Here is a 21,460-nt window from a genome sequence, read left to right as displayed (position 1 = left end):
AGGAGTGTATGATTGCAGTCACACCTGTCCCTTACCTCCTCGAAGGAGAGGCCTCCATTGGAAGAGCTGCGCATTGAAGCCAACGGCAACCTTGGCCCCATCGATTCATCCCGGATTCCCCGCTATGCCGGAGCTGCCACCTATGCCCGTCTTCCCCGCCTGGACCAGGTGGCCAAGGCTGACGTGACCGTGGTGGGGGTGCCGTTCGATTCAGGTGTTTCCTACCGCCCCGGGGCCCGTTTCGGCGCCAACCATGTCCGCGAGGCCAGCCGGCTGCTGCGTCCCTACAATCCCGCCTGGGATGTCAGCCCGTTCGAGAACATCCAGGTGGCCGACGCCGGCGACATGGCCGTCAACCCGTTCCACATCAACGAAGCCATCGAAACCATCCAGCAGAACGCGCTGGACCTCACCGCCGCCGGGAGCAAGCTGTTGACCCTGGGCGGGGACCACACCATCGCGCTGCCGCTGCTGCGGGCCGCTGCCGAGCGCGCCGGCGGGCCCATTGCCATGCTCCACTTCGATGCCCACCTGGACACCTGGGACACCTACTTCGGCGCCGAATACACCCATGGCACGCCCTTCCGCCGCGCGGTGGAGGAAGGCATCCTGGACACTGAAGCCATCAGCCACATCGGCACCCGCGGCCCGCTCTACGGCAAGAAGGATCTCGACGACGACCACCGCTTTGGGTTTGGCATTGTCACTTCAGCGGACGTCTACTACCAGGGCGTGCTGGAAACCGTCGCCAAGGTCCGCGACCGGATCGGCAACCGCCCGCTCTACATCTCGGTGGACATTGACGTCCTGGATCCGGCACACGCACCGGGCACCGGCACGCCGGAAGCAGGCGGCATCACCAGCCGCGAACTCCTGGAGATCATCCGCGGCTTCCGCGGCATGAACCTGGTGGGGGCCGACGTCGTTGAAGTAGCGCCCGCCTACGACCATGCCGAAATTACCGGTGTTGCCGCCAGCCACGTGGCGTACGAACTGGTGACCCTCATGGCGGACAATGCCGTTCCCGGGAGTCGCTTCGGAGCCGAAACGGGCTACCAGGCGCAGGCCCTGGGCCAGGAGGCCCGCCGTCCCGCCGGCTTCGCCGCGGCCACCAAGGAGTAGGGCCGTGACCGAACTGGCGGCACCCGCCCCCGCGGAGGGAAGGGGTGCCCGCAATGGCGGGGACCTCGTCGTCGAGACCCTCGAAGCGTTGGGTGCCAAGACGGTGTTCGGCATCCCGGGGCAGCATGCCCTGGGACTGTTCGACGCGATGGGACGCGGCAACCTGCACTTCGTCTCCTCCCGGATCGAGAACAACAGCGCCTTTGCCGCGGACGGCTACTCCCGCGCCACCGGGGAAGTGGGTGTGCTGTTCCTGTCCACCGGCCCCGGCGCGCTGACGTCCCTGGCCGGCCTGCAGGAGGCTTACGCCACGGGCGTGCCCATGGTGGTGGTGGCCAGCCAGATTCCCCTGGAGGGGCTGGGTGCCAGGCGCAAGGGCATGCTGCACCAGCTTGATGACCAGAAGGCGTCGGCGGCGAACGTGACCAAGAGTCAGCGGCTGATCCAGCATGCCTCGGGCATCCCGTCCGCCATCCAGGACGCCTGGACCGAGGCCATCTCCTCGCCGCAGGGCCCGGTCTGGCTGGAGATTCCGCAAAACGTGCTGCTGGATCCCATCATGGTGCCTCCAGTGGAGGATGCCTTGGCGGAGGCAGCGGACAACCCGCCGCGGATCGAACTGGTGCGGGAGGCCGTGAAGTGGCTGGAAGCAGCCAGGCGCCCGGCAATCATTGCAGGAGGCGGCACCCGCCGCGGCAAGGCGGAGAAGTCCCTGCTGTCCATCGCGGAGAAACTCCGCGCTCCCGTGATTTGCACGCCGGGCGGCAATGGCGCGTTCCCCTGGAACCACGAGTTGTCCCTCCAGGCCTGGATCGAGGACCGCTACATGACCGACGTCCTGGAGGACGCCGACGTCCTGGTGGTGATCGGCTCCTCGCTGGGCGAGGTGACGTCCAACTACTTCACGTTCGAACCACGCGGGCGGATCATCCAGATCGACGCCGAACCGCGGGTGCTGGAATCCAACCGGCCTGGCCTTGGCATCCGTGCCGACGCCGGGCAGGCGCTCGCAGCTCTTGATGAAGCACTGCAGCCCGGCAGGGCCGCGGCCCCGGACTGGCATGGCGCCACGCCGGAGTCGCTGGTGCAGGAATCGCTCGCCAAGGTCCGTGCCCGGCTGGAATCCCAGGACCTGGGCAAGGAACTGAAGTTCATGGCCGACATCCGCGAGGCCGTGCCGGCGGACATGCAGACCTTCTGGGACATGACCATCGCCGCCTACTGGGGCTGGTCCTGCTGGGACGCGCGGCAGGGGCAGTTCCACTCAGCCCAGGGCGCCGGCGGCCTGGGCTTCGCGTTTCCCGGCGCCATTGGAGCGGCCGTGGGATTGGAAACCCAGGGGAGGCCGGGCCGGGTACTCGCCGTGTCCGGCGATGGCTCCTCGATGTATTCCATCGCCGAACTGGCTACGGCGAAACAGCACAACGTGCCGGTCACCTGGCTGATCGTGGACGACGGCGGCTACGGCATCCTGCGTGAATACATGGTGGGTGCCTTCGGCAAGGCAACCGCTACCGAACTGGCCCGCCCGGACTTCGTCAGGCTTGCCGAGTCCTTCGGCATTCCCGCCACCCGGGTTGCCCCGGAGGATGTGGGGGACGCGCTGAAGGCGGGCTTCGCCGGGGACGGGCCCAACGTCGTCGTGGTTGAGACGCTTTTGAAGATGTTCGGGCCCACCCACCTGGGCGACTGATGTAGTCAATAACGCTCACACGCTCCCTCACTTCTGCCACAACGGCTGAAGTGGGGGAGCGTGTGTGTTTAAGGGCCAGCGGCAACAACTTCGTTTCCCTAAGCAACCTTTTCCTGATACAGTTGCTTGCAGCAACTAATTCTTTAGGGAGGATCATGTCTGTCGCACCGGCCACTGCAGCCGACCTCGTCAGCAACATCTATGACCTCCAGCGCGCATTGCGCTGCGTCACCATGATCAACATCAAGGGCCAGGACACGGGCATCGCCCTCCAGGGCGTGCTCAAGTTCATCGGCGAAGGGGAGACCCGTGCCGCGCACCTGGCTGAGCGGCTGGGGGTCAGCCCTCCGGTGCTGAGCCGGCATGTGGCGGAGCTGGCGGACGCGGGCCTGGTGGTCCGCACCCCGGATCCGGACGACGGCCGGGCCCAGCTGCTGGCCCTCTCCCCGCGCGGCAAGGAAAAGCTTGCGGAGTTGGTGCGGCACCGGGCGGAGACCCTGCAGGCCTACCTCGCCGACTGGAACGAGGACGACGCCGTGGCAACAGCCGCGATGCTGAGCAAGCTCACCACATCCCTGAAGAATTCCATCCGGGCAAGGGCGGCCGGAACCACCATTGAACACGAAACGCAGGAGTCCATTAATGGCTAACGTCACCGCCGCCGCGGACCAGGAACAGGAGCGCCAGCGCCAACGCAGCGCCAAACAGGAGTCGCGGCAATCCAAGCGCCACGAACCCGGCGCACCCATGAACCACCGGCAGATCATGGAGGCCCTGACCGGTCTCCTCGCTGCCTTCTTTACCGCAATCCTCAGCAGCACCATCGTGGCCAACGCGCTGCCGACCATCATGTCCGAGCTCAAGGGCACCCAGACGGACTTCGCGTGGGTCATCACAGCCGCGCTGCTGGCCAACGCAGCAACCACCCCCATCTGGGGCAAGCTCGCCGACCTCTTCGACAAAAAGGTCCTGGTCCAGCTCAGCATCGTGATTTTCGTGGCCGGCTCGGTGATGGCAGGCTTCTCCGAAAACATCCCGTTCCTGCTCACCGCCCGCGTGATCCAGGGCATCGCCATGGGTGGGCTGACTGCCCTGGCCCAGGCGATCATCGGCTCCATCATTCCGCCGCGTGAACGCGGCAAGTACTCCGGCTACATGGGTGCCGTCATGGCCGTCGGTACCGCCGGCGGACCGCTGCTGGGCGGCTTCATCGTGGACAGCTCGCTTGGCTGGCGCTGGACGTTCTTCGTCTGCGTGCCGCTCGCCGTCGTCGCCCTGATCCTGCTCCAGGTCACGCTCAAGGTTCCGCACATCAAGCGCCCGGCCAAGATCGACTGGCTCGGTGCCATCCTGCTCACCTCCGGCGTCAGCCTGCTCCTGGTCTGGGTCTCCTTCGCAGGCAAAGCCGACTACTACGACTGGTGGTCCTGGCAGACCGCGGTAATGGTGGGCGGCGGCGTCCTCCTGCTCGCACTGCTGGTCCTGGTTGAATCCAAGGTCTCGCAGCCGATCATCCCGCTGAAGATCATCTCCGAACGCACCACCGCGCTGGCCATCGTGGCATCCGTTGCCGTGGGCGTGGCCATGTTCGGCTCCTCCACCTTCCTGGGCCAGTACTACCAGGTGGCCCGCGGCGCCACGCCCACCGAGGCGGGCCTGCTGACCCTGCCCATGATCGCCGGCAACCTGGTCGGTTCCGTCCTGTCCGGCCAGCTGATCAGCCGCTACGGCAAGTGGAAGCGCTTCCTGATCGGCGGCACCGTCCTGCTGATCGGCGGCCTGGCGCTAGCCGGAACCATGGACCACACCACCGAACTCTGGCTGACCGGCCTTTATACCGGCATCTTCGGCATCGGCCTGGGCATGCTGATGCAGAACCTGGTCCTCGCCGTGCAGAACACGGTCCAGGCCAAGGACATCGGTTCCGCGAGTGCCTCCGTCGCGTTCTTCCGCTCGGTGGGCGGCGCCATCGGCGTGTCCGTCCTGGGCGCCGTCATGGCCAACCACGTCAAGGACCTGGCCACCGATGGACTGTCGAAGCTGGGCATCCAGGCTTCCGGCAACAGCGGCGCCAGCATGGACCTCAAGGACCTGCCCGCACCGGTCGCGGACATCATGCGGGCGGCCTACGGTGACGCGACTGCCGGCATCTTCATGATTTCCGCGGTCGTGAGCGCGGTTGCCCTCATCGCCGTGATCTTCATCAAGGAGGTGCCGCTGCGCAGGACCGTGGACATCACCCCCGAGGCCACACTGCAGGCCAACGCCGCCGGCGAAGCCGGAATGACCGCCATGACCGGCCAGCTGCCCGTGGTCCCGCCGGCCGGGAACGCCCCCGGGAACGGACTGCCCGCAAGGAGTGCCACACCTGCGGGGCTGGGTTCAGCGCCGGCCAAGATGTACGACGGCGGTGCTGCCGCTGCTGCGGCGGCGTCCGGGCGGGTGGCCACGGAGGACTTCGAGGAAGTCTTCGCCAGGAGCTTCCGTTCCGAAGGGCTGGACCTGCGCTCTGCCGACACGATGGACAAGGCTGCCGACGCGGTGGCCAGCGCCGCCGCCACCCTGCAGAAACTGCAGGACACCCAGCACCTGCTGGCCCGCCAGCAGGCGGAACTGGGCGGCCTGGTGCTGGACATCCAGGAACAGCTGCGCTCCCAGCAGGACGTGGCGGCCAGGCAGGCGGCCACCGCGGCAGAGCTCAGCAGGCTGCAGCGCAAGCTCCTGAAGGAGCGCAAGATCCAGGCAGCGGCCGCGCTGTACCTGGCAGGGCACGGGAAGCACAGTGCCGCAGCGCCTGACGCACCGTCGGCCGATGCCCTGTCAGCCGAGGCTCCGTCCGCCGAGGCCGGCTCCTAGCAGCGCCTGCCAGGCCATCGACAGCAGGGCGCGGCCCCGCACCGGCAACACCAACGCCGCAGCCCGCACTGGGAAGACACTTCCCGGTGCGGGCTGCGGCTTCTACTGCGGACTGCGGGGAATGCCGCTGCCCATGGTGCCCCCGTAGACTGGCCCTCCACCAGTGGCTCCGGCCGGAAAACCTGCTTCCAAGGGGACCCAATGTCGGTGGGCATCACTAGAGTTGAGTCCATGCTCCTCACCCTTATACGGCGCTACTCCAAACCGTATTTGCCGTACATCCTGGCTGTCCTCGTTTTCCAGCTCGCGTCCACCATTGCCGCCCTGTATCTGCCCAGCCTGAATGCGCAGATCATTGACGAAGGAGTGGCCCGCGGAGACACCGATTTCATCTGGCGCACCGGTGCAGTGATGCTCCTGGTGGCCTTCGCCCAGATAGCTGCGGCCATTGCCGGCGTCTACTTCGGCTCCAGGACGGCCATGGCGGTGGGCCGCGACCTGCGCCGCGCGGTGTTCCGCAAAGTCACCAGCTTCTCCGCCAAGGACGTCAACGCGTTCGGCGCTCCCACGCTCATCACCCGCGGCACCAACGATGTCCAGCAGGTGCAGATGCTCCTGCTGATGGCGCTGAACTTTATGGTCGCCACTCCCATCATGTGCATCGGCGGCATCATCATGGCGCTGCGTGAGGACATCAACCTCTCCTGGCTGGTGTGGGTGTCCGTCCCGCTGCTGGCCGTGGTGGTGGGGTACCTGGTGGTCCGCCTCATGCCGCTGTTCCGCTCCATGCAGCGGAAGATCGACCGGATCAACGCCGTCCTGCGCGAACAGATCATCGGTATCCGCGTGGTCCGGGCCTTCGTCCGCGAACCGTATGAGACGGACCGGTTCGGTGGCGCCAACAAGGAACTCACGGACGTCTCCCTCCGCATCGGCGCCCTGTTCGTCCTGATGTTCCCGGCCATCAGCATGATCCTGCATCTCTCCACTGCCGCTGTGCTGTGGTTTGGCGGGCAGCGGGTGGACGCCGGTGCCATGCAGGTGGGGTCGCTGACCGCATTCCTGCAGTACCTGCTGCAGATCCTGATGGCCGTCATGATGGGCACGTTCATGGCCATGATGATCCCGCGCGCCTCAGTCTGTGCTGACCGCATCGGCGAGGTGCTCGGCGTCGAACCTTCCATCCACGACCCCGAGCGTCCCGAAGCCCCGGCCTCCCTGCAAGGCGTGGTTGAGTACCGCAACGTCACGTTTGCCTACCCGGGAGCCGAGTCCCCGGTGCTCAGCAACATCAGCTTCACTGCACGCCCCGGCCAGACCATCGCCATCATTGGGTCAACCGGTGCCGGCAAAACGTCCCTCCTTTCCCTCCTGCCGCGGTTGTACGACGCCGCAGAAGGCCAGGTGCTGCTTGACGGCGTCCCGGTGGACAGGCTGGACCGCGCGGAGATCACCAAACGCGTCGCCCTGGTGCCGCAGCGTCCCTACCTGTTCTCCGGCACCATCGGGCACAACCTCCGGTTCGGTAAGACCGAGGCGACCGACCAGGAACTGTGGGAGGCGCTCCGGACAGCCCAGGGTGAATCATTTGTCCGGGAAAAGAAGAACGGACTCGATTCCCGGATCTCGCAGGGCGGCACCAACGTCTCCGGCGGCCAGCGCCAGCGCCTGTGCATCGCCCGCGCGCTGGTGACCAAACCGCGCGTCTACCTGTTTGACGACTCCTTCTCCGCCCTGGACGTTGCCACCGACGCCCGGCTCCGTGCCGCCCTCAAACGCACCACCTCGGACGCCACGGTGATCATCGTGGCCCAGCGGATCTCCACCATTACCGAGGCTGACCAGATCCTGGTCCTGGACAACGGGCGGATCGTTGACCGTGGAACCCATGAGGAACTGTTGGAAACCTCACCCACCTACCAGGAAATCGTCGAATCCCAGCTGAGTGTGGAGGAAGTGGCATGAGCCCGCGCAAGAAGGACTCCAGTCCCGTGGAAGAGACGCCAATGTCCGTCCAGCCGCCCGCGGGGGAGGCACAACCGGGCGCAGGGCAGCCGGAGGATGACGACTACGTCGAAGAGGAGTTCCAGCCCACCGAAGCCGACGGCGGCATGTTCGGTGCCATGCCTGCCAAGAAAGCCGAGCATTTCTGGCCGTCTGCCAAACGTCTCATGGGGCTGCTGAAGCCCGAAGCGCTGGGCATCTACGCCGTGGTGGGCCTGGTGGTCATCTCCGTGGTCCTCAACGTCATCGCCCCCAAGATCCTGGGCCAGGCCATGGACGTGATCTTCGCCGGGGTGGTTGGCAAACAACTTCCCGCCGGGGCCAGCAAGGAACAGTTCGTTGCCGGCCTCCGGCAGCAGGGGCAGGACAACTTTGCGGACATGGTGGCCCGCATGGAACTTGTGCCCGGCACCGGCATCAACTTCGACAAGCTCACCATGCTCATCGCCATCGTGCTGCTCATGTACTTCGTGGCGAACATCTTCATGTGGCTGCAGGGGTACGTGCTGAACCGGATCGTCATGAAGGTCATCCGGCGGCTGCGCGATGACACCGAGGCCAAGCTGAACCGGCTTCCCCTGAACTACTTCGACACCCGGCAGCGCGGCGACGTGCTGTCCCGGGTGACCAACGACGTCGACAACATCCAGCAGGCACTCCAGCAGGCCTTCGCCCAACTGGTCAATTCCGTGCTGAGCGTGGTGGGCATCGTGATCATGATGTTCATCGTCTCCTGGCAGCTGGCCCTGATTGCCCTGATCGCGCTTCCGCTGTCCGGGGTGGCCGCTGGCCTGATCGGAGTCCGGAGCCAGAAGCTCTTTGCTGCCCAGTGGAAGAACACCGGGTCATTGAACGGCCAGATCGAGGAGTCCTTTTCCGGGCACGACCTGGTCCGCGTCTTCGGCCGCGATGCGGACATGCTGGCCCGGTTCGAGGAACGCAACGAGGCCCTTTACAAGGCAAGCTTTGGGGCGCAGTTCGTGTCCGGAATCATCTTCCCCGTCATGCAGTTCGTCTCCTACTTGAGCTACGTGGGCATCGCAGTGGTGGGCGGCCTGCGGGTGGCATCCGGCACCATGTCCCTGGGTGATGCCACCGCGTTCATCCAGTACTCCCGTGAGTTCACCCAGCCCCTGGGCCAGATGGCGGGCATGGCCAACATGCTGCAGTCCGGCGTGGCATCCTCCGAGCGCGTCTTCGAATTCCTGGACGCCGACGAACAGGACGCCGAGACCGCCACCGAACACCTGCCGCCGAAGACCGACGGGCATGTGGACTTCCGGAACGTCACCTTCAGCTACACCCCGGACAAGCCGCTCATCGAGAACCTGTCCTTCACGGCAGAGCCCGGCAACACAGTGGCGATTGTGGGGCCCACGGGCGCCGGCAAGACCACGCTGGTGAACCTGGTTATGCGGTTCTACGAGCTCAACGCTGGCTCCATCATGCTCGACGGCGTGGACATTACGCACCTCAGCCGCTCCGAGCTGCGCTCCAAAGTGGGTATGGTCCTCCAGGACGCGTGGCTGTTCGGCGGCTCCATCTACGACAACATCCGCTACGGCAACCTCAACGCCACGCACGAGCAGGTGATGGCCGCCGCGAAGGCCACCTTCGTGGACCGCTTCGTGCGGGCGCTGCCCGAGGGCTACAACACCGTGATTGATGAGGAGGGCAACAACGTCAGCGCCGGCGAGAAACAGCTCATCACCATCGCCCGTGCTTTCGTGGCGAACCCCTCGCTGCTGATCCTGGACGAGGCCACCAGTTCCGTGGACACCCGCACCGAACTCCTGGTGCAGAAGGCCATGGCCGCGTTGCGCTCGGACCGCACGAGCTTCGTCATCGCCCACCGGCTCTCCACCATCCGCGATGCCGATACCATCCTGGTCATGGAAAACGGACAAATCGTGGAACAGGGCAACCACCAGCTGCTGCTCGATGCCCGGGGCGCCTACCACCGCCTCTACATGTCACAGTTCGCGGGTGCAGATGCCGGAGAAGTACCGGTGGACGATTCGACGGCGGTGCGCAGCTGAGCGCCCAGCAGGCCGAGGCAGCCCAGCAGCTGCAGCGGCAGGAAGACGGACGGGAGGCCGCGGAAGGGGCCGGGCCGGACGGCGGTAAGCGCATTGAGGTCCTGGTGCCGATGCGCTGGGGAGACATGGACGCCTACGGCCATATCAACAATGTCCAGATCGTCAGGATGCTGGAGGAGGCAAGGATCGCCGCCTTCGGGCCGCCCCGGGGCGCGGGTCTGCCCGGTGTGGAGCCGCCGGTATCGCTGTTCAACGACGTTCCGGCCGGAACCATGGCGCTGGTGGTGGATCACAGGATCCGCTACGTCCGGACGCTGGAGTACCGCAACATTCCGGCGGTGGTGCAGCTCTGGATCGGCGCCGTCAAGGGAGCCAGCTTCGATATCCACTACCTGCTCCAGGACCCCGTCACCCGCGAGGACTGCGTGAAGGCGAGCAGCCACCTGGCGTTCGTGGACGAAACGACCGGCCGGGTGCAGAGACTCAGCCAGGAACAAAAGGAACGGATGGCCCCCTACAGGCAGTAAGCCTCTGGACAGGGCCGGTCTGGACACACTGGACTGGAACAACCAGCGAACGGTGAAAGGAAGCCCCGATGGCTAAAAACAAGATGGCCAAGAACAAGACCCATGGCCGCCGGAACAAGAAGACATGGAAGGAAATGTCCCCATCCGGCAGGGCGGGCATCATCCTTACCGCGATCATGCAGGTGTCCCTGCTGGTTGCCGCCCAACGGGACATCTCGCGCAGGCCCGCCGAGCTGATTAACGGCCCAAAGGCTGTTTGGCGGGCGGCCTCGTTCATCAATTTCATCGGCCCCATGGGGTACTTCGTCTTCGGCAGGAAGCGGCCCGCCACCGGCATTTAGCCCGGCATGGCGGATGGGCGGCCGGACGGTTTGGAGCGGCCGCCCAGCTTGACCCTGTAAATTTGGAGGCATGACCCCCACTGCCACTGTTGCCATGACCCGCGCCCTCGGCATCTCCAAGGAGATCGAGGATGCGGCGTGGTTCGTGCTGGGGCCCGGTCTCCAAGGCAAGGCTTCACCCCTGGACGGCCGCACCCGGACCTGGTCGGTTCCGGCGGCCGCGGAGTTGCTCGACCGCCTGGACCGGGGCATCGCCGACTCCAAGGCCCCGATGATGACCAACCTCCGCGAGAACCTGGAGGGCGCCACCCGCGGGGCCAAGCAGTTGGCCGTGGAGCTGCTGTTCCTGCAGTCGCTTCCGCTGGCCCACGAAGTGAAGTCGTTGAAGGTCAAGCGCGCCCGCGTGGCCGAGGCCGCGGGCTGGCTTGAGCCGCCGCTGGAGCTTCCCGAGGAGCTGTACGCCGGCATGACGGACCACGGCGTGATCCGCGACCGGACCGCCGAATTCAACTGGACCATCTGGGACCACCTGAAGTGGCTGTGCCGGTTTGTGCAGAACGTTGCGCAGCGGCCGGCAAGCGTGGTGCAGGCGGCCATCAAGGACCCCGTGCAGTTCCACCGCCTCGCTGCATCAACTCCCGACGATCAGCCCGCCATCCGCCGCAGCATTGAGTTCCTGGCCTGGCCCAGCTACTTCGAGCCGGTGGTGGCGGACGTGGAGCGGCAGGAAATCCGGGACGCGTTCGCGTCGCTGGTGGGCGGGGCCAACGGCGACAGCGAAGAGGACATCACGGCGGACATCCACCGCATCCGGCTGCACCTGGACGATCAGGCGGGCCAGCGCACGGACTGGTACTCCCGCCAGCTGGTCAGCCAGTGGCGCAAAGTGGGCGACCCCGGCCGGCGGGCCTGGCTGCTCCGCACGCACAGCGACCACGCCGAGCTGCTCACGGCCTGGCACGGCGAGGAAAAGGTGACCCTCGACGTCGAACATCTCCGGCACCTGGACCCCGGCGTCACCGCCGGCCTGGTCCAGCACTCCGTGGACGAGGACTACAAACACCTTGGCTACGTGGAACGCGAGGACACCAAGACTGCGGTGTTTGCCTTCCTGACCGTCATGAAACCGGGTGATCTCGTGCTCTACCAGCACGCCGGAACTGTCCGGCTGGGCGGCGTGCTGGGGGAGCCCGAGTACAACGACGACAACCGCCGGCTGCGGCGCAAGGTGCGCTGGTTCGACGACGGGCACACCACCACCAGCCTTCCCCGGCACGTCCAGCGCCAGCTCGCCACCCCCGGCATCGTGGTGGACGTGACCCGGGTGGTCCAGGCGCTGCAGGCGCTGCTGCCTGCCGAGGCGGAAACCGAGCCCGACGGCGACGCTGACGGTGCCGCCGTCGTCCAGCCTGTCCAGGAGGGCTTCCGCCCGCTCACGCAGGAATTCGCGGCGTCGCTGCACATGGAGCTGGAACCGCTCCAGGAGATCGCGGACCTGCTGGAGGAGAACCGCCAGCTGGTCCTCTACGGCCCTCCGGGCACCGGCAAGACCTACCTGGCCAAGCACCTCGCCGCCGAGCTGGCGGACGACACCACCGACGAGCGCGTCAAGCTGGTCCAGTTCCACCCGTCCTATGCCTACGAGGACTTCTTCGAGGGCTACCGGCCGGACAAGACGGACGAGGGCCAGGTGTCCTTCAAGCTGGTGGCTGGCCCGCTGCGCCGCCTGGCCGAGGAAGCCGCCAAGCCCGGGAACGAGAAGAAGCCGTACTTCCTGATCATCGATGAGATGAACCGCGCCAACCTGGCCAAGGTGTTCGGCGAGCTGTACTTCCTGCTGGAATACCGCGACGACCGGATCTACCTGCAGTACAGCCCCAACGAACCGTTCACGCTGCCGGACAACCTCTACATCATCGGCACCATGAACACTGCGGACCGCTCCATCGCCATGATGGACGCAGCCATCCGCCGCCGGTTCTCCTTCATTGAGCTGCACCCGCAGACCGAGCCGGTCAAGGGCTCCCTGCTCCGGTTCCTGCAGGCCCGGCAGCTGGACACCACCCCGGCGCTGCTGCTGGATGCGCTGAACGGTGCCATCGACGAGTGGGACCGGGACCTGATGATCGGGCCGTCCTACTTCATGAAGCCGGCGGCCCAAACCCCGGCCGGGCTCCGCCGGATCTGGAAGTATGAGCTGATGCCGCTGCTGGAGGAGCACTACCACGGCCAGCTCACGCGGGCGCAGCTGGAGGAGCGCTTGGGGCTGGACCAGCTGCTGGGACGCGTTGCAGCGCGCTGATCCCCGGGCGTCCGTGCGGCACCTGGTCCTGGACGAGCTGTCAGGCGGCCTGGTGGAACGGCTGGACGCGCCAAGTGCTTCCTTCCTGAACTCCAGCGGGCTGGCCAAGGCATCCCCCATGGGCATGGGGCTGTACCGGATTGAACCGGTGGGCAAGGTGGGCTCCGTCCGGACCCCCACGCTCCAGCTGGACGTCCGGCCCAAGGACAGGCTGGGGCTCAGCCGGCTCCTCTTCCTCCTCAGTTATGCGGGGGATCAGGGCTTCCGGCCGGACCTGGTGGCCGCTGACGAGGACCGGGACCTGTGGAGCGCCCTGGCCGAGTCGCTGGCGCAGCTGGCCGAACGGGCCCTGGGCCGTGGTGTCCTGCAGGGCTACCTCACCGTGGACGAGTCGCTGCGGACGGTCAAGGGACGCATCCGGATTTCGGACCAGATCTCCCGCCGTCCAGGAATGCTGGTTCCCCTGGAGGTCTCCTACGACGAGTTCACCGAGGACATCGCGGAAAACCGGATCCTGCGCGCTGCGCTGGAGCGGATGGGGCAGGTGCCGGGGGTACGGCCGGAGGTGCTGGGCCGGCTGCGGCAGCTGAAGGGAAAGCTCGACGCCGTCACGCGCCTTCCGTCCGGGGCGCCGGTGCCGCCGTGGAAGCCCACCAGGATGAACCTGCGCTACCACGCCGTGCTGCGCCTGGCGGAGCTGATCCTGCGCAACGCGTCCGCGGAAGCGGGGGAGGGCAGGCAGCGGACGGCCTCGTTCGTGGTGGACATGGCCCAGGTGTTCGGGGACTTCGTGGGCACCGCACTGCGGGCGGCGATGGCCGCGTATCCGGGGGAGCTTCGGCTGCGGTACAACGCCCTCCTCAGCGAGGCGGTGCGCGACTCGGACCGCCTGTCCGTGCGCCCGGATGCTGTCCACCTGCTGGGTGGGCGGCCGGTGGTGGCGTATAACGCCAAGTACCGGGCCGCGTCGGACGCCGGTGCGTCCCTCACCGCAGACCATTACCAGATGCTGGCGCACTGCACGGCGCTGGCCGTACCCACCGCCTGGCTCGTCTATGCCGGCAAGGGCGAAATGAAACTCCGCCGCATCCTTAACACCGATATCGACATCGTGGAGTTCCCGCTGGATCTCAGCCAGCCGCCGTCGGCCATCCTTGCCTCCGTCAGGGACCTCGCCCGCCAGTCCTGGGACGAGGTGGTTTCCCACCCGCGTCCTGCCCCTGCAGGCCCCGCCAGGTAACCCCGCGGGCGCGGGGCCGCTACACCGGTACCCGGAACATGAAGGTGGTCCCTTCGCCCAGCGTGCTGTCGACGCCGATGGTGCCGCCATGTGCCTCGACGATCGCCTTGCTGATGGGCAGGCCCAGGCCCACGCCGGGGATGGCGGTGCGGCGGACGCTGCTGGTGCGGAAGAACTTGGCGAACACTTCGGAGGCGTCCTCCGGGCTCATCCCCATGCCGGTGTCGGTGACGCGGCAGGCCACGTGGCCGTCCTCCTGCGCCAGCGACACCACCACCTCGCCGCCGTCCGGTGAGTACTTGATGGCATTGGACACCAGGTTGTCCAGGACCTGCGAGATCCGGGCGCTGTCCACGTGAGCTTCCAGGCGCTCCGGGGTTTCGGCCCGCAGTTCGACGCCGGCGGCGGCGGCCCGCGGCATCGCGGAGGAGACGCTGCTGCGCACGAGTTCGGCCACATCCACGGCGTGGGGCGTGACGATCAACTGGCCGTTCCTGCTGGACAGCAGGTCCGACACCAGGGTCAGGAGCCGCTCGGAGTTCCGGCGGATGATCTCCAGCATCTCGCGCTGCGGCCCTTCCAGCTCATCGGCCAGCAGGATCTCCACGTACCCGAGGATGGAGGTCAATGGCGTGCGGAATTCGTGGGAGACGCTGGAGACGAAGTCGTCCTTGGCGGTGAGCGCGTTCACCAGGTCCGTGACGTCGCTGAAGACGATGACGGAGCCGCCGAGGTTGCCATCGGAATCCTTCATGGCGCGTGCCGTCGTGACAAAGGCCCGCTGTTCTTTCCCCTCGCCCAGCCAGACGAGGTAATCGGTGAAGGTTTCCCCCAGGACAGCCCGGCGGACCGGCCGCTCCTCCACGGCGACCAGCGTCTTGCGGTCAGGGCCGAAGACCAGCAGCTGTGACTCGTTGGGGTCCGCGATATTCTTTGGCCTGGCCAGTTCATGGTTGGCGCGCTGTTTCCGGTTCATCAGGACGTCGTGGCCGTCGGCGTCGACGGCAAGGACGCCCAGGTGCACGGTTTCCAGCACGGTGTTTAACAGGGCCTCCTGGCGCTTGCTGATGCGCAGGTTGGCCCTCAGCTGCTCGTCTTTCTCCTCCAGCTGCGTCTGCTGGCGCATCATGCTCAGGGTCAGGACGCTCACTGAGACGCCAATGCCCAGCATCATGACCGGCAGCAGGAGCGACCGGGCAAAGTCCTGTGGCGTGTAGTTTCCCTTCACGAGCAACGGCACCCAGATAATGGCCAGCGGTCCCAGGAAGGAGAGCCACAAGGCGGCCCGCGGGTAGTAGCCCGACGCGCAGAGCCAGATGACCGGGAACACGGCCAGCAGGCTGATACCCGCGAGGCTTTCCTGTCCGCCCTCCCGGCCGGCGGCGATCGAGATGAAGTCCAGCAGCGGGATGGCCAGGAAGCTGGTGTAGGGCAGCCGCTCCCAGGGGATGAGGTAGCACAGCGCCATGATCGCCAGCTGGGAGATGAGGAACGTGACGAAAAGGGGGTTGTCCATGGTGTCCGGGAAGAACGCCCAGACCAGCAGGGCCGTCAGGATGGTGGTCACGAACAACGGCATCTGGCTCATGGCCACCCGGTCCGTCAGCCGGTACTCGTGAAAGGGCCGCTTGAAAAACCGCAGCCGTCCGGAGGACCAGGCTGTGGGGTCGCTCATGGGGTGGAAGACGCGGATGTGGGGGTTTGCAGGGCCATACCAGCAGGATATCCGCAGCCAGCTATACTTCTGACGTTGGCACTGAGGGGGCTCTATGAGTGAGGCACGTGTGGGTCTGGTCATCGAGGATGACCACGACATTCGGGAACTGGTTCGCACTGTGCTGACCCAGGCTGGATTCGACGTCTCGGTCGCCAGCGGCGGCGCGGAGGGCGTCCTGATGGCAAAGAGCCTGAATCCTGACGTCATCACCCTGGACCTGGGGTTGCCGGACATCGACGGATTCGAGGTGTCGCGGCAGATCCGCGAGTTTTCGGATGCCTACATCGTGATGCTCACGGCCCGCACCGAGGAACTGGACACCCTGATCGGGCTCGAGTCGGGTGCGGACGACTACCTCACCAAACCGTTCCGGCCGCGCGAATTGCGCGCCCGCGTCGCGGCCATGATGCGGCGGCCACGCTCCGTTCCCGAGCCCGGCGAGGTAACGGTGGATGCTTCCCAAGACGGAACCGCCCACCCCGAGCGTGGAAACTTCAGCCACAACGGGCTGGAACTCAGCTACGCGTCCCGCACGGTGGCCGTCGACGGCAAAGAGATGAACCTGACCCGAACGGAGTTCGAACTCCTGTACGCGCTCCTGGAAGCCGGCCGGACGGTCCGGACCAAGTCCGACCTGGTGCGCAGGCTTCGGGATGAGGATTACGACGTCGGCAGTTACATCAGCGAGGCCGACGAACGTTCCGTCGAGGTCCACATGGGAAACCTGCGCAAAAAGCTGGGCGACTCGCCGCAGCAGCCGCGGTGGCTGCAAACAGTCCGCGGAGTGGGTTATCGCTTGGCGCCCGGGCAGCACTGAGCCTGCAGCCGGTGCGTGGTTTGCCTGCTGCACTGGGTGATGGGCCGCAGGTACGCGGCTGCCAGCCTGGGCAATGCCACCGTCATGTCAGCGTGTCGCGCCTCGGCCCGGATCTCGTTCTCCAGTTCCAGGGCAAGCCCCGCCAGCCGCTCGGCTCCAACCATCTGGCTTGAGGTCTTCAAGCTGAGGACGGCATCCATCGATCCGTCGAGGTCTCCGGTGGTCAGGGCAAGCCGCAAACGGGCCAGCCGTTGTGGCAGGTACTCGATGAAGTTCCCCACGAAGACCCTGCTGTAGCCTTCTTCCTCCTCAAGCTCTTCCCGCAGCCGGTCCAGGACGGACTGGTCTACCAGCGGCCTGGGCGCATCATCTGAAGTGCTCATGACACTCCTTTCTGCTGGAATTGCTGACTCGGAAAACAGGGTGGTAATGCGGAGGTGCTTCGTCTTTTTTCAGGTTAGGACCGTTCCCTTTACCTTGCAGAAGACTCGGCAAGAATTGTGGTTTTCTTGATGGGAGTGCGGTTTGCTGCCCATAGGATCAAGGCCAGTGCTTTCCGCATTGACGTCAACAGCGGCCCAAAACCGCCTTCAATCTGGGGATAGATTGCCGTGTTCCGAACGCTCAGGACCTTATTTGCCGCGCTCTTAATCGTGGCTGGTTTGGCCGTGTCCATAATCCAGCCGGCCAGCGCAGCCACTTCACCTCAAGTTATGCTCAACCCGGCTTCCGGTCCGGCCGGTTCCGCGGTGACCGTTACCGGAACAGGGTTCAAGGTCTCCACTACCGGGACAGTGATTGTGGGTTCCACGACCTTCGCGTTCCAGACCACATCGACGGGTGCTTTCAGTACGGGGATCACCATTCCAGCGGCGTCAACCGGAAACCTCACCATCACTGCCAAGACCTCGTCCATCAAGGCTTCCGCGATTTTCGTGGTTCAGGCTGCCCCGGCTCCAGCACCAGCGCCCGCCCCGCAGCCGCCCACAGTCAGCACGGCTCCCTTGCGCTTCGGAGTGGCAACCGCCGGGGGAGCGCTGGCCGGCACCGAGCTTGACGAGGTGGCCACCCTGGCCGGGGAAAGTCCCTCGATGGTCATGATCTACAAGGATTTCCTGCAGTCTCCGCCAATCACCGAGATGGATGCGGTGCGCTCGCGGGGTGCCACGCCCCTGGTGACCTGGGAGCCGTGGGCTTGGGGCGGCGGGGTGGAACAGCCGGCCTATTCGCTTGACCGGGTGGCTGCCGGTGACTTCGACGCAAATATCACCCAGTGGGGCCAGTCGCTGGCGGCCTGGGGCAAGCCGGTCATGCTGCGCTTTGCGCACGAGATGAACGGCAACTGGTACCCGTGGGCCGAGGGCGTCAACGGCAACCAGCCCGGAGACTATGTGGCCGCTTGGCGTCATGTGCACGACGTTGTCGCCGCGACGGGTGCCGCCAATGTCCAGTGGGTTTGGTCCCCGAACGTGCCCTACTGGGGCTCGACCGACCTGGCCGGCCTGTACCCGGGGGCAGGTTACGTGGACATCGTGGCGCTGGACGGCTACAACTGGGGCACGTCCCAAACCTGGAGCAGCTGGGTTTCCCCGGTGGATCTCCTTGGCCCCGGCATCTCCCAGCTCCGCACCCTGGCACCCGGAAAACCCGTCCTGATCGCGGAGACAGCGTCCAGTGAGTTGGGTGGTTCCAAAGCCGCCTGGAACACGGACCTCGTGTCTTATCTGGCCGCGCAGCCGGACGTGATGGGCTTCGTCTGGTTCCATCTGCAGAAGGAAACGGACTGGCGCATCAACAGCAGTGACTCGTCGGCATCCGCCTTCAAGTCCGCCCTGTTGGCCCGGAGAAGCTAGGGGATAGGGGATAGCCGCTCCGAAACTGTCAGTGGCGTGCTGCCTGATCGCGGCAACCCGTTCATCCTGCCTCGCCAGGATCAAGGACAGTGCTGGCAGCGGCTTAAGATTTCCTCAAGAATTCCTGCGTCAGCCGCCGGCGTCCAGGAAGTTCACCAACTGGGTTTCGAGGGCTGAACGGTCCTTCAGCTCGCACTCCCAGACTGTCAGCACTTCCCAGCCGGCGTCTTCCAACTGCCGGCGCTGACCTTCGTCGCGCTCTCGCGTCCGGATGCGTTTGGCGGCCCAGAACTCGGCGTTGGTTTTCGGAGCGTGCAGGCCCACCCTGCAGTCATGGAAATGCCAGAAGCAGCCGTTGACGAAGATCACCTTGTGCCGGGCGGCGAAGACGAGATCCGGATTTCCCGGAAGTTTGGTGCCGCCGGACCTGCCGTGCAGGCGGTACCGATAGCCCTTGGCGTGGAGCAACCTGCGGACGAGAAGCTCGGGTTTGGTGTTCTTGCCGCGGATCCGGGACATGTTCCAGCTGCGCTGCTCGGGGGTGAGCTTGTCTGCAGTGGACCTGTCCGCCATCCTTCCAGTCTAGGAGCGGTTAGATCTCCCGTTCCGGCTGTTCGCCGAACACGAAGTGCCGGCCACTGACGGACTTCGGTTCGATCTCCACGTAGAAGTCCTTGAGTGTTGGAACCCAGGTCTTCAGGCCAAGCTCCTCAATGGCTGCGAGCTCATCCGAATTGCTGAGCACACGCGCTGTGCCCCTCAGGACAACCGACCAGGCCTCCTGCGAGAGGATGCCGTCGGTCTCGAACAGCACCTGGGCGTTGATGGTCAGTTGCGCGAGTTTGTTTCCCGGCGCCGTGCGCAGGTAGACCTTCCGGTTTGAGGTCACGTAATTCACCGGGAAAATGTCCGGTTCCCCCGCAACAGAAACCACCAGCCGCCCGTGCTGCGTTGCCGCCAGCAGGCGCCAGGACTGCTCGTCATCGAGTTCCAGGACGGGATTGCCGTCCGCGTGTTCAAACATCATGCGGCCATTGTTCTACTCGCAGTAGAAATGCGCCAGAGGCTTTGTACCCATCTCCGCCTGTTTGTGACAGGTCCGTCAAGGCTTAACACTTCCGAAACAGGCTTGTGACCGGACTGTCTTTCCTGCTGGATAGCGTCGCACGCAGGGCCGTGATGGCTAAACGCAAACGAAAGCGACGCACCTAATGGGCAACGACACAGATACAACGCAATTACTGGAACCGGCGGCACCATCCGGTGCCGCCGTCGTCGGACATTCCCCGGCAACCCCGACGGCAGGCAACACCGCGGCGCTGAACGCCACCAAGGAAAGCCTGGAGGACTACACGCTGCGGTTCGCGCCGCGCTCCTACCGCAAGTGGAGTGCAGGAGTGGTGGCAACGAGCGCGCTGGGCGGCATCGCCTACCTGGCGGACTTCTCGATCGGCGCGAACATCGGGATCTCGTACGGCACTGTCAACGCGATCCTGGGGATCCTGGTGGCAGCCGTCGTCATCTTCGCCACCGGATTCCCCTTGGCCTACTACGCGGCCCGGTACAACATCGACCTGGACCTGATCACCCGCGGTTCCGGCTTTGGCTACTACGGATCGGTGGTCACGAACGTTATCTTCGCGACCTTCACCTTCATCTTCTTTGCGCTGGAGGGCTCCATCATGGCGCAGGGCCTGGAGCTGGGGCTCGGCGTCCCGCAGTGGCTGGGGTATGCCGCCTCCACCGTGATCATCATCCCGCTGGTGATTTATGGGATGAACACCCTGGCCAAACTTCAGGTGTGGACCACTCCGCTGTGGCTGCTGCTGATGGTGGTTCCCGTGGGCTACCTGCTGATGTCCCATCCGGAGAGCATCGACAGCTTCTTCGCGTACACGGGTGCGTCCGGCGATGGCGGACCGAACCTGGCATCCGTGATGCTCGCAGCCGGAGTGTGCCTGTCCCTGATGGCGCAGATCGCCGAGCAGATCGACTACCTCCGGTTCATGCCGCCGCGTACCGAGGCCAACAAGGGAGCCTGGTGGCGCGCGGTGATCCTTGCCGGTCCGGGCTGGGTGATCTTCGGGGCGATCAAGCAGATTGTGGGACTGTTTATCGCCATCTACCTGATCGCCACACTGGACCCCGCCGCCTCTGCCACGGCCAATGAGCCCGTGCACCAGTTCCTGGGCGTCTACCAGGAGATGATGCCGGCCTGGCTGGCCATGACGCTGGCCGTGGTGCTGGTGGTCATCTCGCAGATTAAGATCAACGTCACGAACGCTTATTCGGGCTCCCTGGCGTGGACCAACTCGTTCACGCGCATCACTAAGACGTACCCGGGCCGGATGGTGTTCGTCGTGGTGAACCTGCTGATTGCGCTGGTTCTGATGGAAGCGAACATGTTCGATTTCCTCAATACCATCCTCGGCTTCTACGCCAACTGCGCCATGGCCTGGGTGGTCACGGTGGCGTCCGATATCGCCATCAACAAGTACCTGCTGAAGATCTCGCCGAAGGTGCCGGAGTTCCGCCGCGGCATGCTGTACGCCGTGAACCCGGTCGGATTCGTCTCCATGCTGGTGTCCGCAGGAATTTCCATTGCCGTGTTCTTTGGTGCGTTCGGTGCCGCAATCCAGCCGTACTCGCCCATTTTCGCGGTTGGCCTGGCGCTGGTCCTGCCGCCGGTTCTCGCTGTGCTGACCCGCGGCAGGTTTTATCTTCGCCGCACCGAAGACGGCATTGATCTGCCCATGTTCGACGCCGATGGGAACCCGAGCGACGCCAAGCTCCTGTGCCACGTGACGGGGTTGGAATTCGAGCGGCCGGACATGGTGCGTTCCGCGCAGGACGCTCCCGACGGCGGTATCCAGTACGTTTCTTCGCTCGCCTTGTCGACGGACAAGACAGGGGAGTTGGTGCTCCCAGCCGGAAAATAGGCGCTTTAGT

At 65.4% G+C, this 21,460-nt stretch carries 17 protein-coding genes; 13 read left to right on the top strand and 4 right to left on the bottom strand.

Annotated features, from left to right (window positions below):
• The first annotated feature begins 57 nt into the window (after positions 1–57).
• From speB to ACV095_RS16335, 10 genes are all read left to right on the top strand, one after another.
• Positions 58–1,122, top strand: coding sequence for an agmatinase (gene speB / locus ACV095_RS16380; RefSeq protein WP_018769602.1), 1,065 nt, complete (start codon positions 58–60; stop codon positions 1,120–1,122).
• A gap of 4 nt (positions 1,123–1,126) precedes the next feature.
• Positions 1,127–2,815 carry a thiamine pyrophosphate-binding protein gene (locus ACV095_RS16375; RefSeq protein ID WP_144601266.1) on the top strand — a complete coding sequence of 563 codons (1,689 nt, stop codon included), beginning with the start codon at positions 1,127–1,129 and terminating at the stop codon, positions 2,813–2,815.
• Between the two features lie 155 nt (positions 2,816–2,970).
• Positions 2,971–3,465 carry a MarR family winged helix-turn-helix transcriptional regulator gene (locus tag ACV095_RS16370; RefSeq protein ID WP_018769604.1) on the top strand — a complete coding sequence of 165 codons (495 nt, stop codon included), beginning with the start codon at positions 2,971–2,973 and terminating at the stop codon, positions 3,463–3,465.
• Positions 3,458–5,671 carry an MDR family MFS transporter gene (locus tag ACV095_RS16365; protein WP_478222296.1) on the top strand — a complete coding sequence of 738 codons (2,214 nt, stop codon included), beginning with the start codon at positions 3,458–3,460 and terminating at the stop codon, positions 5,669–5,671. Before ACV095_RS16370 ends, ACV095_RS16365 begins: the two co-directional genes overlap by 8 nt.
• Positions 5,672–5,902: 231 nt before the next feature.
• Positions 5,903–7,636: an ABC transporter ATP-binding protein gene (locus ACV095_RS16360; RefSeq protein ID WP_056389055.1), complete on the top strand. Its 1,734-nt coding sequence runs from the start codon at positions 5,903–5,905 to the stop codon at positions 7,634–7,636.
• 41 nt (positions 7,637–7,677) lie between these two features.
• Positions 7,678–9,714, top strand: coding sequence for an ABC transporter ATP-binding protein (locus ACV095_RS16355; RefSeq protein WP_478223468.1), 2,037 nt, complete (start codon positions 7,678–7,680; stop codon positions 9,712–9,714).
• Between the two features lie 110 nt (positions 9,715–9,824).
• Positions 9,825–10,241 carry an acyl-CoA thioesterase gene (locus tag ACV095_RS16350; protein ID WP_268003354.1) on the top strand — a complete coding sequence of 139 codons (417 nt, stop codon included), beginning with the start codon at positions 9,825–9,827 and terminating at the stop codon, positions 10,239–10,241.
• A gap of 83 nt (positions 10,242–10,324) precedes the next feature.
• Positions 10,325–10,582: a PLDc N-terminal domain-containing protein gene (locus tag ACV095_RS16345; RefSeq protein WP_026265820.1), complete on the top strand. Its 258-nt coding sequence runs from the start codon at positions 10,325–10,327 to the stop codon at positions 10,580–10,582.
• Positions 10,583–10,652: 70 nt separating this feature from the next.
• Positions 10,653–12,884 (top strand): McrB family protein, encoded by a 2,232-nt coding sequence (locus ACV095_RS16340; protein ID WP_478222295.1) that lies wholly within the window; start codon positions 10,653–10,655, stop codon positions 12,882–12,884.
• Positions 12,871–14,124 (top strand): 5-methylcytosine restriction system specificity protein McrC, encoded by a 1,254-nt coding sequence (locus ACV095_RS16335; protein WP_478222294.1) that lies wholly within the window; start codon positions 12,871–12,873, stop codon positions 14,122–14,124. The genes ACV095_RS16340 and ACV095_RS16335 overlap by 14 nt, the downstream gene beginning before the upstream one ends.
• 19 nt (positions 14,125–14,143) lie before the next feature.
• Here ACV095_RS16335 and ACV095_RS16330 read toward each other — a convergent pair whose 3' ends face one another.
• The gene (locus tag ACV095_RS16330; RefSeq protein ID WP_018769612.1) at positions 14,144–15,799 is read right to left on the bottom strand and encodes a sensor histidine kinase; all 1,656 of its coding nucleotides are present in this window, start codon (positions 15,797–15,799) and stop codon (positions 14,144–14,146) included.
• A gap of 94 nt (positions 15,800–15,893) precedes the next feature.
• Here ACV095_RS16330 and ACV095_RS16325 point away from each other — a divergent pair, with 94 nt between their 5' ends.
• Positions 15,894–16,658, top strand: coding sequence for a response regulator transcription factor (locus ACV095_RS16325; RefSeq protein ID WP_186447835.1), 765 nt, complete (start codon positions 15,894–15,896; stop codon positions 16,656–16,658).
• Here the strand turns inward: ACV095_RS16325 and ACV095_RS16320 are convergent.
• The gene (locus ACV095_RS16320; RefSeq protein ID WP_018769614.1) at positions 16,631–17,041 is read right to left on the bottom strand and encodes an Hpt domain-containing protein; all 411 of its coding nucleotides are present in this window, start codon (positions 17,039–17,041) and stop codon (positions 16,631–16,633) included. The genes ACV095_RS16325 and ACV095_RS16320 overlap by 28 nt on opposite strands.
• A 330-nt stretch (positions 17,042–17,371) precedes the next feature.
• Here ACV095_RS16320 and ACV095_RS16315 point away from each other — a divergent pair, with 330 nt between their 5' ends.
• On the top strand, positions 17,372–18,511 hold the full coding sequence (locus tag ACV095_RS16315) for a glycosyl hydrolase (protein ID WP_223993946.1): 1,140 nt from the start codon (positions 17,372–17,374) through the stop codon (positions 18,509–18,511).
• Positions 18,512–18,640: 129 nt separating this feature from the next.
• Here ACV095_RS16315 and ACV095_RS16310 read toward each other — a convergent pair whose 3' ends face one another.
• Together ACV095_RS16310 and ACV095_RS16305 are read right to left on the bottom strand one after the other, a co-directional pair.
• Positions 18,641–19,084 carry a very short patch repair endonuclease gene (locus tag ACV095_RS16310; protein ID WP_223993948.1) on the bottom strand — a complete coding sequence of 148 codons (444 nt, stop codon included), beginning with the start codon at positions 19,082–19,084 and terminating at the stop codon, positions 18,641–18,643.
• 19 nt (positions 19,085–19,103) lie between these two features.
• Positions 19,104–19,538, bottom strand: a complete 435-nt coding sequence (locus ACV095_RS16305; protein WP_026265824.1) for a pyridoxamine 5'-phosphate oxidase family protein — start codon at positions 19,536–19,538, stop codon at positions 19,104–19,106.
• A gap of 184 nt (positions 19,539–19,722) precedes the next feature.
• Between ACV095_RS16305 and ACV095_RS16300 the strand changes: the two genes are divergently transcribed.
• The gene (locus ACV095_RS16300; RefSeq protein WP_478222293.1) at positions 19,723–21,450 is read left to right on the top strand and encodes a purine-cytosine permease family protein; all 1,728 of its coding nucleotides are present in this window, start codon (positions 19,723–19,725) and stop codon (positions 21,448–21,450) included.
• The last annotated feature ends 10 nt before the right edge of the window (positions 21,451–21,460 follow it).

The organism is Arthrobacter sp. JDC6, assembly GCF_056484025.1.
This window is presented reverse-complemented; position numbering and strand designations above follow the sequence as displayed.